The sequence below is a fragment of the Pseudoflavonifractor sp. SW1122 genome, assembly GCF_012027765.1.
Classification (GTDB): Bacteria; Bacillota; Clostridia; order Oscillospirales; family Oscillospiraceae; genus Enterenecus; species Enterenecus faecium.
The window spans coordinates 51872-65062 of record NZ_SJOS01000004.1 but is presented as its reverse complement, the minus strand read 5'-3'; the positions used below and the strand labels follow the sequence as shown (position 1 = coordinate 65062).

The following is a 13191-nucleotide window of genomic DNA, read 5'->3' as shown; positions in this document are numbered from 1 at the left end:
TATAATAATATAATGGACTTTTTTGGGCTGCCATCTGTTGCGGCTTCTATTTTTTATCGTTGAAAGGATGAACATCATGGCCAAGGAATACAAGCTCAGCGCAGAGCGTTTGGAAGAGTTGAAGCAGGAACTGAACTACCTCAAGACCGTTCGTGAGAAGGAAGTGGCCGACCAGATCAAGGAGGCCCGCTCCTTCGGCGACCTGTCCGAGAACAGCGAGTACGACGAGGCAAAGAACGAGCAGGGCAAGCTCTACTCCCGCATTGCCGAGATCGAGAACATTCTGGCCAACTGCTCCGTCATCGAGGAGGAGGCCGACAGCGACCCCGACACCGTGCGTCTGGGCAGCAAGATCACCGTCATGGACACCATGCTGGACGAGGAGGAGACCTACCAGGTGGTGGGCTCTCAGGAGGCTGACCCCATGAATGGCCGCATCTCCGAGGAGTCTCCCTTCGGCAAGGCCCTGCTGGGCAAGCGCATCGGGGACACCGTGATTGTGGACGCCCCCGCCGGAAACATTGAATACAAGGTCGTCAGCATCCAGCGCTAAGCGGAAGACGGACAGATAGAAGGAGAGAAGACGATTATGTCGGAACACAACAACCAGAACCAGCAGAACGCCCAGGCCGAGCCCTCTCTGTCTGAGCTGCTGCAAATTCGCCGGGACAAGCTCTCTGCCCTCCAGGCAGCGGGCAAGGACCCCTTCCAGGTGACCAAGTACGATGTCACCCACCACAGCAACGAAGTGAAGGACAACTTCGAGGCCATGGAGGGCCAGGTGGTGCGCCTGGCCGGACGTCTCATGAGCAAGCGCGGCATGGGCAAGGCCATTTTCGCCGACCTCCAGGACGGCGGCGGCCGCATCCAGCTCTACGTGCGTGTGGACGACGTGGGCGAGGAGGCCCTGGCTGCGTTCAAGAAGTATGACATCGGCGACATTGTGGGTGTGGAGGGCGATGTGTTCCGCACCAAGCGGGGCGAGATCTCCATCAAGGCCCACACCATCACCCTGCTGTCCAAGTCCCTGCTGCCTCTGCCGGAGAAGTTCCACGGCCTCACCGACGTGGAGACCCGTTGCCGTCAGCGGTATGTGGACCTGATCATCAACCCCGAGGTGCGCCGCACCTTTGAGATTCGTTCCGCTTTCGTCCGCCACGTCCGGGACTTCCTGGACAACCGGGGCTATATGGAAGTGGAGACTCCGGTGCTCAACACCATCTCCGGCGGCGCCACCGCCCGCCCCTTCATCACCCACCACAATACCCTGGACATTGACATGTACATGCGTATTGCCACCGAGCTGCACCTCAAGCGCCTGGTGGTGGGCGGTCTGGAGCGCGTGTACGAGATTGGCCGTATCTTCCGTAACGAGGGTATGGACACCAAGCACAACCCCGAGTTCACCACCGTGGAGCTGTACCAGGCCTATGCCGACTTCCACGACATGATGGACCTGTTCGAGGACCTGCTGAGCTCTGCTGCCCAGAAGATTCTGGGCACCTATCAGATTCAGTGGCAGGGCAACGACATTGACCTGACCCCCGGCTGGCCCCGTCTGACCATGGCCGAGGCCGTCAAGCAGTACACCGGCCTGGACTTCATGGCCATCACCGACGACGCTGAGGCTGTGGCTCTGGCCGCCTCCATCGGTGTGGAGCTGCCCGAGGCCGCTCCTGCCACCTGGGGCAACGCCCTGTACGAGGTGTTCGACCAGAAGGTGGAGGAGAAGCTCATTCAGCCCACCTTCATCACCATGCACCCCGTGGATGTGTCCCCCCTGGCCAAGCGCTCTCCCGCCGATCCCCGGCTCACCGAGCGTTTCGAGCTGTTCATCTGCCGCAGTGAGATGGGCAACGCCTTCTCCGAGCTCAACGACCCCATCGACCAGAAGCAGCGTTTCCGGCGTCAGGTGGAGCTGCGGGAAAACGGCGACGAGGAAGCCGGCATGATGGACGAGGACTATATCACCGCTCTGGAGTACGGTCTGCCTCCCACGGGCGGCCTGGGCATCGGTATCGACCGCTGCGTCATGATGCTCACCAACAACGACTCCATCCGTGAGGTGCTGCTCTTCCCCACAATGAAGCCTCTGGACTAAAAAATCCAGTAAAATCAAGGGTTTTCGGCATCTCAAATCCGAGTTGACAACAAATTGACAACAATTTTTCATATAATTTTGAAGAATTGTGAAGCAGAATGAATTGTTGTAAGGATAAAACACAATACAGTACTTGCTGTATAGAGAACACTTTTTGAAAGTAATTTCAGAAGGTGTTCTCTTTTTTTGTTAGGTCTGCTTGTGTCATGACATACGATGACATCAAACAGAAGGCCGATAAAGTTGTATATACTTCTCAGGAGTACACGAGGGGCTGTATGCATAAACGCAATCGCCATCTGGTTGATAACAGTTCTGCTTGTATTTCTTATCTCACAGAAAACAAGGGCGGAACTTTTTATACAGTGAACTACGCTAAGAGCAAAGGTGTCGAGGTAATAAACATTGCAGAGTAAACAGAAAATAATCGTACTCCTTTCCCCTGTATTTTAGCTTCTTCACCTCGTTGGAAATAAAAAGCGGTAAATGTCTATGGCTGTAAAAGGAGCCTGTAAAAGGAGCGGCTGCTTTCTTTTGGCTTAACATTCGTAAAAATATGTGACATCTCATAAAATCCATTGGCTTTTCACGATTTTTGTGCTATACTGTCTTCCATAAACAAGGCGGGAGATGAAGCGTATGGCTGTCCAGTACAACCGGCTGTGGAAATTGCTGATTGATAAAAAAATGAAAAAATCCGCCCTGACAGAGTTGGCAGATGTGTCCTCCTCTACGATAGCAAAGCTGAACCGGGACGAATATGTGAGCCTGGAGGTTTTGGAGCGGATCTGCCGGGCGCTCCGCTGTGACATCGGGGATGTAGTGGAGCTGACGGAAGAATCGGAGAAATAACGGGACGCCTGCAGCGGCTTCTGTGGAAAGGGTGGTACGATGAAAGGGGAACTGAGAAAGCCGGCGTCTGTCAACGCCATTCTGCTGATCGGTATTTTTACTTTTGTCTTTTTAGGGGCGGAATATCTGTTTGTCAATATGATTTCTCTGTCGGTGACGGAAGGGAGAACTGTCATTGCCCAGAACTATGCGCTGGGCGCCAGCGCCGTCGGCTTTTTCTTGTATCCGGCCATGGAACGCTGGGGCGGGAGGCGCTATAAAAGCGCGCTGACCTTTATCCTGGCGCTGGGTGCGATTATCTGTACCTTCATTGTCCAGCAGCATATCTCCTATGCGGCGACCATGACGGCAGGGATGGTGCTCTTCCTGCTGCTGGGCGTTTTCGGCAGCGCCGTCCACTATCTGGCTGCCGTCACCATAGACGGCGACAATGCATTGGCACGGCTGGCGGGGATCGCCTACGCCCTGGGAATTCTGCTCCAGTATGCAAACAACAACCTTGTCAACCTGGAGGTTGCGGAGGCGGCGTTTCTTTCGGTATTCCTGGCGGCTTTGAGCCTGCTGGTCATCCGAACGAGACAGGCCGCCCAAAGCCGCATCGAAATGACGGAGACTGCGGGTGCCTCTTCGGAACCTGCGGAAGACATTTCCCTCACCCGGAAAAAACGGACGGCGGGCATTATGCTGGCGCTGCTGGTAGTGCTGATGGCCTGCGTGTTCAGCACACTGGACAATGCCGTGACTCTCCGTCATGCGAGCGGGACGGATATCGGGCAATGGCCCCGCCTGCTGCTGGCATTCAGCGGCCTCGCCGCAGGCTTTGTCTTCGATATCCGCAAGCGGAAGTATATGGGGCTTATTATGTACTGCGTGATGATGATGTCGGTTCTGTCCATTGTGGTACTGAACCTGGGCGCTCCGTTCCTGATCGGACTGGTGGTCTTTTACCTGTCCTCGGGCTTTTTCGTTGTCTTCTTTACAGCGAGCTTTATGGAGCTTTCCCGGCATATGCGCCTGCCGTCGCTGTGGGCGGGCATGGGCCGCGCCATGAATAACGTGAGCGCCGCCCTGATCACCAACGGATCGGTGGCGCTGCTGGCCACTGGCAACAGCCTGGCCGCCATTGTCATCGCCCTGGTGCTGTTCGTGGCGGTCAGCGTTGCTATGGCCGTGTATACCGCCCGCATGAACGCCGTCATGGAGCCCAAGGAGCCGCCTGCTTCCCAAAAGTCGGACGAAGAGCGCAGGGAGGCGTTCATCGCAAAATACGGGCTGACCGAACGGGAATGGGATGTATTTTCCCAGATGATTTCTTCGGACAGCAGCGCCCAGGAGATCGCCGACTGCCTGTTCCTGTCCAAGCGGACGGTGGAACGGCATATCTCCGCCCTGTACGAAAAGACGGGCGCAAAATCCCGCATCACTATGTACCTGCTTTACCGTAACGATTAACATACAGGATAAAAGAACACCCTGCTTTCTCTCAGGAGAGGCAGGGTGTTTTTGTGTGCGGTAACGAATTGTCCTGATAAAAAACATCGTTTTCCCCACTTGAAAAATGAAATTTACGCCATTCGGCATCCGGGAAAGGAAAAATCAGGAACGAAAAGTACACCTCAACCCCTATTTGGAACGATTAGAAGTTGTGCATATATAAAGCCTCAAAATAGTTGCTTTGATTTATATAATATGCACAAATGGCGGTTGACCGCCATCGGTTTTTTGAAAAATGGCGGTTCACCGCCACCTGTTTTGATACGATTGGCGGGATTTACGCATAGACAATCCGGCCTCTTTTCACCTAAAATGAGGGCGTAAGAATCCACTTCCCGGCGTCTGCCGCGGTTCCCCAAAAATTCAGGAGGAGAAGAAATGATGGAATACGTTCAAAGAGAACTTCCCTATGTGCGCTCCTTTGTCCTGCGCTCGGTGTACGGCGTGCTGCGGCAGGAAGGGATTACTTTTGGGGAGGAAGCGCCGGGAAGGGTTATTGCCGAATGGAGAGAGGACGGAACAGACGTCTCCCTTTCCATAACGGCGGAGGAAAAAGCGTTTGGAACCGAACTGACGGTTTCGCTGCGCCGCCCCTGCGACGGGATACCGGAGCAGAGAGCGTACCGGCTTCTGCAGGAGATGCTGGACCAGATCGTCCGGCATTTGGAAAATACCCTGATGACGAAAGGGGAGGAAGACGCTTAAAAAACGCCGCTTCAGGGGACAGGAGGTGTGAGAAATGACGGGGATAAAATGGAAGAGAATGCTCGCCGCCTTGTGCTGCGCTTTCATCGCCATATCCGGCGGGTGTGCAAATCCCAGCACTTCTTCGGGCAGTTCTGTTTCCCAGGAATCCGGCATACCGGCGTCGCAGGAAACGTCTGAGACACATCCTGCTTTGCCCGTCAAACCCGCAGGCGGCCGTCTCCGCTTTGGAGGAAGCGGTCGCGTTGGGAGAAATCAGCGAAGAGCGGATCAACCAAAGTGTGCGCCGGATCCTTGCCATGAAGGTGAACCGCGGGGTTTTGAAACTGGAGGGCTGAGAAAGCCCTGCTGTCCGCACACCAGCTTCAGGAGGAAAGAGAATGAACGAACAAACCGATTTGATTCAATATACCAAAAAGCGAAGCCTCTGCAGGCGGCTGCTGCCGCTTCTGCTGGCGATGGGGTTGCTGCTTGTCGGCTGCTCCGGCGGGACGGAGCCTTCGGAGCCGTCTTCCGATACAGGCAGCTCCACAGCGTCCGCCAGCAGCACGCCTGCCGCTTCGGCGCCGGAGCCGGAACCTGAGCCGGAAACGCTGGAGCAGGAGCTTTTGAAAAAGCGGGGCGTCGCCTTTGACCAGTCGGATTACAAAACCTTTACCGGCGCAGAAGGCGTGCTGAGCCTGCAAACCGTCTTTTCGGATCTCAACCCCAAAAAGGCCGGCGGCAATCTGTCCAGCGTCTTCCTGTCCGGCGGAAAAATCTATCAGTACCGCTGCGACGCGACCCTGCCGGGGGGACAGAACTGCCGGGAGGTGGGAACCCTGCCCCTTGCGGAACAGCCCGTCTACCTCCAGGCCAACGATTTCAACGGCGCCGACCTGGAGGTGGTCTACCGGGGCGGCAAACGGTATTCGGTCAAGTCTGCCAGCAACAACGGCCCGTACACTGCGACGGAGAGCAAGTATCTCCATCCTGTCCTGACGCACGCCTGGCGCTACAGCGCAGACGGAAAAACGCTGACCGAGGACGTCGGGCTGCGGGACAGAGCCCAGCGGATTGTGCACGTCGGAGGCAGCTATCTGCTGATCGCAGACGGGAAGCTGGAGGCGGCGGCAGAACGACAGCTCCCCTCCGAGAACTTTGAAGGGATTTATTTTGACGACGATGAGGACGGCTATATTGTTTACGAGGTGGCGGACGAGGCCGTGGGGGACGGAGAAAAAGCGGTTGCCATCTTAAATGGGAACATCCTGGCGACCGATCAGGCGTTTTACCAGATCATGTACGACGATATCTCCGAGAATGATCTGAGCTATGAGGAAAAGACCACCAACGCCGACGGCACCCCCGCCGCCTATCTCCCAAAATTCGGCGGCGGCAACCGCTACCGGCTTGTAAAGCTGGAGCTGCTGAGCCGGTATTACAGCGACGTGCTCACCATCGCCCATGATTATATCATCACGGCGGACTACAAGCTTCTCCCCGCCACGGAGGCGATAGGCGAGGACTATGAATCGGGCTACATCGCATACCCGCCGGATGTGATGGAGAAGCTCCTCGCTCTGGATGGCTATTGAAATTAATAAAAATCGATCAGGAGGCATTCTGCTATGAAAAAGAAAAGCGTATTATCCCTGCTGCTGGCGGCGGCGCTGGCGCTCTCCCTCGCCGGTTGCGCCGGGCAGGGGCAGCCGGGCGGAAAGGAGCCTGTCGTCAACAGCGACGGGACCATCACGAAAGAAGAAAACGACGTAAAAATCACTGAGACAGCGGCCAGGTCCATCGAAACCGAGCTGTATGAAACGGCGGATTTCAGCCTGCAGATCCCCAAGGGCTGGACAGTCACCAGCGGCGGTACGGCCATGTACCATTCCATCCGGGTGCAGGATCCCAGCCAGCCCCTCAACCAGATGTTTGTCCTGCTGAAGGCGGAGGGCCTGCTGCACAGCCAGGAGGGAAAGGACGCCTATGCGTATAACGTCACCATGGGGAACACATGGGCGCAGATGCTTTCCCAGGCGCCGGTGCTGACAACCCCCTCCACCGAAAACTTTTTCAAGCTGTTTTCGGAATACGCGGTGTTTGCAGAGCAGTGGGAGCCGAGCTATGCCGGCTATACCTTCCCCCGGTTTGACGGCTTTGCCGTGACCGACCGCTTTGCCTCGGCCAGCCTCCTGTCCTCGTATGCTCTGGGAGAAGAGACGCTGCGGGCGTCCTTTACCGAAAACGGCAAGGAAGGCGAGGGGATGTTCGCCGCGTCGGTGGTGGACTTCGGAAGCGTTGATATTGCCGCAGGACTGCCGGTAGGATATATCATCCCCTGGGCGGACGGCGGCTACTACATGGCATACAACGTCATGGCGGTCACCGCCGCGAAGGATACCTTCATCGAATGGGAGAGCGTCCTCACCAAATGCCTTGGAACGCTCGCCTATTCTGAGAGTTTCGTAAAAGCCACTGAGCAGGCCGGTGAAGAAAAGGTGGCGATGTCAAAGGAAATCAGCCGCATCACCAATGAGAGGCTGGAAATCATCATGGCGGCCTGGGAGGACCGGAACGTCGAGCAGGACATCACCAGCCAGATGCAGAGCGACGAAACCGGCGGCTACGAGCGCGTGTACGACACGCAGACCGGCGAAATCTACCGGGCGGAGGCCGGATGGTATGAAAGCACCGGCAGTGACCGCTACAAGCCGGTGACTGAAACCAAAATGTATGCAGAGCCCATCAGCGGTTACATCGAATAGGGAAGCGGCGGAAAACCGCAAACAAGGAATACATGACAAGGAGGGAAACGGAATGCGTCAGGTGAAAAGGCTCCTTCCCTATGTCCGGCGGTATGTGCAGATGGCTGTTTACGATGTGCTGGACGCGGAGGGGGCGGAATACTGGAAGAATGAAAGCGGCGCGGTGGTCGCCCGGCTTTCGGTTTACGGGAACGTCAGCACCTTCAGCCTTTCGACAGAGATACAGGATGTGGGGACCGGACTGACGGTTTCCATGCGTGAACCCTGTCCCGGCCTGTCGGCCCAGGGAGAGGAACGGGCGGTGACCGCCGTAGCCGATAAGGTTGCCCAGTACCTTGAGAACGAGCTGATGATCAACCGCCGCTGTTTCGTGCAGGATCGGCATTATGCTGTGTAAGGAACAGCGGCCGGCCCCAAGCGTGAAATTCTGTCCGAAATGCAGGGCGCCGCTCTCCCGCAGAGCGCTCCAGTGCGATAAAGGGCAAAACGCCGTCTATATCGTTCTGCTGGTCTCCTGCGGCGTACTGGGAATACTGGACTGCAGGCGGAAAAAGGTGGTGGTCGAGGAATAAGGCTGAGAGATAAAACAAAACCGGCAAAAGCGCCTGCAGGCGGGGCTTCATGCAAAACCTGTCCCAGGCAGCCGGCAGGAAAAATTTTTAGAAGGGGCGCCCCTTCTATCCTTTGCTTACACCAAAGGATAAACAATCTTATTTGACAAGGAGGAAACAATCATGAAGCGAAAAATACTTGCAGGTTTGCTGACGCTTTGCATGGCGGCGGGAATGGCCGTACCGGCAGCCGCAGCCACTACGCCTGCTGAACAGGAGCCGGGCGCGGAGGGACCGCAATACACACACGTAGACCACGTTTTGAATGAGGATACGCCTAGTACCAACATGGATATACTGGTTATGCCCGGCGAGAGTTTCACCGCACAGCCCAACATTGATATTCACAAGGGCAATTGCGCGTGTATCACGGCGGACTATCAGTATTGGAAGTATGTAACTACGGTTCAATTCATGAATGCAGACCTGTATTTGGGATATGTTAATAGTCCTAATTACAGTGCTCATGAACCGAGGTATGTAAGTGATGGCTATTTAACAACCAGCACGCCGGATTTGTCAAAGCTGGAACCCATAACAAAATATTATGACAATGCGATAAAGATTGCCTATGAAAATAAGTTATTAGAGATCGACCCATCAGCCTATGGGGAAGAAGAATATAGTAATTTACAGTCCGCTTTGGAAGCGGCACGCGAACTTCCGGGGCATACTTTCAATGCAGGATATGTTAACAATACTGGTTTACCCATGCGTTTAGACGCTTGTTATGCCGGCGGTAAAAAACCCGAAGGCGAGGAAGTGGGCACAGAAGGCTGCGGACACGTCGGTCATGGGGCTGTACGATCGATGTATGGCGGAGGTTTCTCTGAGTTCTATGTTACCTTTTATGAGCCTTATTACAATATAAACTATGAAGGCGTGGAAAACTATTTTACCGAGGAAGAATTGGCGGATTTGCCTGACCGCTATTATATCCAGCGGGAAGAGCAGCAGATTGTTCTGCCAAATCCTGTTCGGCCCGGCTATCATTTTAAAAACTGGAGAGAATCAGGGTATGATATAATTATTGGTTTTGGTGAAACAATAACGGTAAAAGACGGTAAAACCTTTATAACCTTTGATTTTGAAAACGGTTTAAAAAACGGGGCAGGGGACAAAAACTTGGCGCCAATCTTTACAAGCGGCTGTACGGTTACTTTCAATCCCAACGGCGGAGCATTGAAGGACGGGGAAAAAGCTGTCCGTGAAATTGACGAGACAGGCACAGAAGACAGCAAGTTCTTCGATGTCAGCACAGTAGCTCCTGTGCGTGAGGGTTATACCTTTGCGGGCTGGTCTTTCTCGCCGTCTGGCGAACGTAACAGCATAATTGCAAACACCGCAAATTCTAACTGGTTTGCCGATTGGGAAAGCTATTACCGCAGCTTACAATACGGTGAAAACCCCGCTTCCACCAGTATCTATGACATACAGCTTTATGCTGTGTGGGAGAAAAATGTTACCGAGCTGACCGACTCCGACACCAACGTTTCCATCTCCCTGACCGACGGTGTGCCGGAGGACGCGACCCTTTCCGCTGATACTATCGCGCAGGAAAGCGTACTGGGAAGCCGTCCGGAACTGAAAGAGGAGCTGCCGGGCCTGCTGTCCATTTACGACATCAGCGTCCGCCAGAATGGGGAAACCCTTGAAATCAAGGACAATCCCATGACGGTGAAAATCCCGCTGAACGACCACCTGAAAGGCTACAAATACTATCAGGCGGTGTATCTGGGCGACCCATTGGAACGCTTTGACGCGGTGGTGGAAGGAGACTTCCTCGTGTTTGAAACCGACCATTTGAGCCAGTACGCAATCCTTGGTTCTAACCCCACCGACCCAACTGACCCCACTACTCCAACAGATCCCACCGATCCGGCTGGGCCGACTGACCCGACCACCCCGACAGACCCCGCTGACCCGGCTGACCCAACCGACCCAGCCAAACCCGAACAGCCGGACAAAACAGACACAGTAACGGAAGTTCCCCAGACCGGGGACAGCAGCAACATGATGCTGTGGATCAGCCTGATGCTGGCCTCCTGCGGCGGATTGCTGGGGATGCTGTTCTACAAACGGGAAAAAACAGCGGCCGGGAAATAAGGCTTAAAGATAAAACAAAACCGGCAAAAGCGCCTGCGGGCGGGCTTCGTGCAAAATCCACAGCCCGCCCCGGCGCAGCCGGTATCCTTTTCAAGAAGGGATATCCCTTCTTTATCCTTTGGTATGCACCAACGCACCGGGGAACGGATGGCATAGAACACCGAGAAAAAAGGGGGGGTGACACACCAAAAAGAATGATCAAACCCGTGTATTCACATAAATGTTATCTTGAAAGGAGAAAAATCAGTTATGAAATTGAAGCGAAAACTGCTTGCAGGACTGCTGACGCTTTGTATGGCTGTTGGAATGGCTGTGCCGGCGTTTGCGGAGAACGGCCCCTCGTCCGGGGACATGAGCGCCGCATGGGTGCAGCTGTATGATAGCAGTGTAGAAGAACCCGATGGCTATGTACTTTATAGCAACGGCGGCGAGGCTGACACGGTGGAGGGCGCTGTCTATGACAAGGCTACCAACACCATCACCCTGACAAACTACAACCACCCGGAAATGACCCTTGCCACCAACGAGATGGGCGACGATTTGAAGCTTCATCTGGTGGGTGACAATCATATCGCCGAACTGGTTGTATGGGGCTTCGGCTGGGGCGGCAATCTGGAAATTACCGGAGACGGCTCCCTGACCATCAATGAAAACAAAACGTCTCAGACTGCGGCGATCCGCTTTATGGCCGAGGGAACACAGGGTCTGCTCAAGGTCGGCTCAAACGCTTCTGTGACAGCGTATAAGAGCGCAGGTGAAAACACTTATTCTGCGGCCTTTGTATCGACAACATCCTCAACCCTTCCCTTCACAGGTAATCTGGAAACAGAGCTTGCCCTGACCGCCAATTCCGGCATCGAGGGGGAGACCACCGAATGGGAAAATGTCATATATGAAAGTCATTATGTTGCTCAAGACTGGAAGGTTCTCACCAAGGGCGAGGACGGAAAGAAATACGGCGTTAGTTACGGAACAATCTACACCGACAGCGATTTAACAAACGGCAAGCCTGTGGGCTATATCCACGAGCTGGTGAAGGTGGAAGGACTTCCTAGCCAAAAAGAATATCTTGCCGTTCAAATTGCTACCGTTGACGGACTTGAAAAGGACGCTCTGCCTGAGGGATATACCGACTCAGGGGAAACCATCAGCGCCAAAATAGGCGATATCAGCTCTATGACAGTGCTGATCAAGGACGGGCAGAGGTTTTATTGGGGAGTAGACCCGAATCAATCCCAGTGGTTGGTCTATCAGACCGCCGTTGATGACGTAACTGCGGAGGATTGGGGTCAGACAATCCTGACAAAAATTGTAGTGCCTGTGGCTGGAGAAGGCGTCAGCGGTGCGACCGAAGAAGATATTCCGGCAGGCTATACCACCAACGTGGTAAAGACCGGCATGTATAGCTACTACTGCACCAACGATGTAATCAAGGCAGTGCCCGTTAAAGACCCGGTAGAGCCGACTCCGACGCCCGGTGATGAAGGAAAAATTAAGGATCTGACCTATTCCGATACCGGCGTTTCCATCTCCCTGACCGACGGCGTACCAGAGGGTGCAGAGCTTTATGCCGACACCATTGCACAGGAAAGCGTGCTGGGAAGCCGTCCGGAACTGAAAGAGGAGCTGCCGGGCCTGCTGTCCATTTACGAGATCAGCGTTAGAAAAGACGGTAAAGCTCTGGAAATCAAGGATAACCCCATGACGGTCAAAATCCCGATGAACGACCACCTGAAGGGCTACAAATACTATCAGGCGGTATATCTGGGTGACCCGCTGGAACGCTTTGATGCAGTGGTGGAAGGTGACTTCCTGGTGTTTGAGACTACCCATCTGAGCCAGTATGCTATCCTTGGCTCCAACACGCCGTTTTCAACCAGTACGGTTCAGGACGGAGAGCAGACCGGCGCGGGCGATCAGTCTTCCGATACAACGATTCCGCAGACCGGGGACGGCAGCAACATGATGCTGTGGATTGGTCTTCTGGCTGCATCCGGAGCCGGCGTCTATGGCATGACGCTTTACAGCAGAAAGAAAAAGGAACAGAATATCTAACATTTTACAGCCGCCATCAGACAGATGGCGGCTGTTTTTGAGCCATAAAGTCTTTTCTTACGGTGCAGTATTCAAAGGGCGGTAAAATTTGACATTATACAGCATTTTGTTGTTTGTTCTTGTCTAAACTTGCGACCGACTACGAAAATTCTACGGAAAATCTCGGAAAAATCTACAAAATTAGACGGTATAATCCCTATATCAACAATTATGAACGGGGATAAACATACCGGGCGGTTGTCCTATCCCCGCAGGGGGATAAAATGCCGGGGATAAAAAAGCAAACGGAAGCGTGATCTCAATTGGAGCGAATCTGAAATGAGGGCAACGAGCGAAAAGTATCGCCTTAATTCCTATGACGGCGAAGAACTGCCGTTTGAGAACTATATGAAACTTGACAATACAAATCCGGCTCCAGATGAAGTTGCAAAAATGATTAAAGCACTCTTTTCAATCAAGGAGTAATTTACCGAAAGGAGAAAGCACTCTTTTTTATGCAAAAATCAAATGTCCCAAAAAT

At 54.0% G+C, this 13191-nt stretch carries 11 protein-coding genes; all 11 read left to right on the top strand.

Features of this window, described 5'->3' with window-relative positions:
* Nucleotides 1-76 precede the first annotated feature (76 nt).
* Nucleotides 77-553, top strand: a complete 477-nt coding sequence (gene greA / locus E0L15_RS01975; protein WP_087369190.1) for a transcription elongation factor GreA — start codon at nt 77-79, stop codon at nt 551-553.
* Nucleotides 554-589: 36 nt separating this feature from the next.
* Complete coding sequence (lysS, locus tag E0L15_RS01970) at nt 590-2101, top strand: lysine--tRNA ligase (protein WP_168124382.1); 1512 nt, start codon at nt 590-592, stop codon at nt 2099-2101.
* Nucleotides 2102-2740: 639 nt separating this feature from the next.
* Complete coding sequence (locus E0L15_RS01965; RefSeq protein ID WP_071442138.1) at nt 2741-2953, top strand: helix-turn-helix transcriptional regulator; 213 nt, start codon at nt 2741-2743, stop codon at nt 2951-2953.
* Between the two features lie 39 nt (nt 2954-2992).
* Entirely contained in the window at nt 2993-4405 is a 1413-nt protein-coding gene (locus E0L15_RS01960) for a LuxR family transcriptional regulator (RefSeq protein WP_168124381.1), read from the top strand.
* Between the two features lie 45 nt (nt 4406-4450).
* Nucleotides 4451-4771, top strand: coding sequence for a hypothetical protein (locus tag E0L15_RS01955; RefSeq protein ID WP_143482688.1), 321 nt, complete (start codon nt 4451-4453; stop codon nt 4769-4771).
* 54 nt (nt 4772-4825) lie between these two features.
* Complete coding sequence (locus E0L15_RS01950; protein ID WP_168124380.1) at nt 4826-5152, top strand: hypothetical protein; 327 nt, start codon at nt 4826-4828, stop codon at nt 5150-5152.
* Between the two features lie 380 nt (nt 5153-5532).
* Complete coding sequence (locus tag E0L15_RS01945; RefSeq protein ID WP_168124379.1) at nt 5533-6729, top strand: hypothetical protein; 1197 nt, start codon at nt 5533-5535, stop codon at nt 6727-6729.
* A gap of 33 nt (nt 6730-6762) precedes the next feature.
* Nucleotides 6763-7899 (top strand): hypothetical protein, encoded by a 1137-nt coding sequence (locus E0L15_RS01940; protein ID WP_168124378.1) that lies wholly within the window; start codon nt 6763-6765, stop codon nt 7897-7899.
* 52 nt (nt 7900-7951) lie between these two features.
* The gene (locus E0L15_RS01935) at nt 7952-8296 is read left to right on the top strand and encodes a hypothetical protein (RefSeq protein ID WP_087369089.1); all 345 of its coding nucleotides are present in this window, start codon (nt 7952-7954) and stop codon (nt 8294-8296) included.
* Nucleotides 8297-8633: 337 nt separating this feature from the next.
* Nucleotides 8634-10616 carry an InlB B-repeat-containing protein gene (locus tag E0L15_RS12205; protein WP_206020523.1) on the top strand — a complete coding sequence of 661 codons (1983 nt, stop codon included), beginning with the start codon at nt 8634-8636 and terminating at the stop codon, nt 10614-10616.
* 249 nt (nt 10617-10865) lie between these two features.
* The gene (locus E0L15_RS01925) at nt 10866-12671 is read left to right on the top strand and encodes an LPXTG cell wall anchor domain-containing protein (RefSeq protein ID WP_168124377.1); all 1806 of its coding nucleotides are present in this window, start codon (nt 10866-10868) and stop codon (nt 12669-12671) included.
* Nucleotides 12672-13191: the final 520 nt, after the last annotated feature.

Coding starts and splice junctions, on each gene's coding strand:
- greA (WP_087369190.1), top strand. CDS start 77: ATGGCCAAGGAATACAAGCTCAGCGCAGAGCGTTTGGAAGAGTTGAAG.
- lysS (WP_168124382.1), top strand. CDS start 590: ATGTCGGAACACAACAACCAGAACCAGCAGAACGCCCAGGCCGAGCCC.
- E0L15_RS01965 (WP_071442138.1), top strand. CDS start 2,741: ATGGCTGTCCAGTACAACCGGCTGTGGAAATTGCTGATTGATAAAAAA.
- E0L15_RS01960 (WP_168124381.1), top strand. CDS start 2,993: ATGAAAGGGGAACTGAGAAAGCCGGCGTCTGTCAACGCCATTCTGCTG.
- E0L15_RS01950 (WP_168124380.1), top strand. CDS start 4,826: ATGATGGAATACGTTCAAAGAGAACTTCCCTATGTGCGCTCCTTTGTC.
- E0L15_RS01945 (WP_168124379.1), top strand. CDS start 5,533: ATGAACGAACAAACCGATTTGATTCAATATACCAAAAAGCGAAGCCTC.
- E0L15_RS01940 (WP_168124378.1), top strand. CDS start 6,763: ATGAAAAAGAAAAGCGTATTATCCCTGCTGCTGGCGGCGGCGCTGGCG.
- E0L15_RS01935 (WP_087369089.1), top strand. CDS start 7,952: ATGCGTCAGGTGAAAAGGCTCCTTCCCTATGTCCGGCGGTATGTGCAG.
- E0L15_RS12205 (WP_206020523.1), top strand. CDS start 8,634: ATGAAGCGAAAAATACTTGCAGGTTTGCTGACGCTTTGCATGGCGGCG.
- E0L15_RS01925 (WP_168124377.1), top strand. CDS start 10,866: ATGAAATTGAAGCGAAAACTGCTTGCAGGACTGCTGACGCTTTGTATG.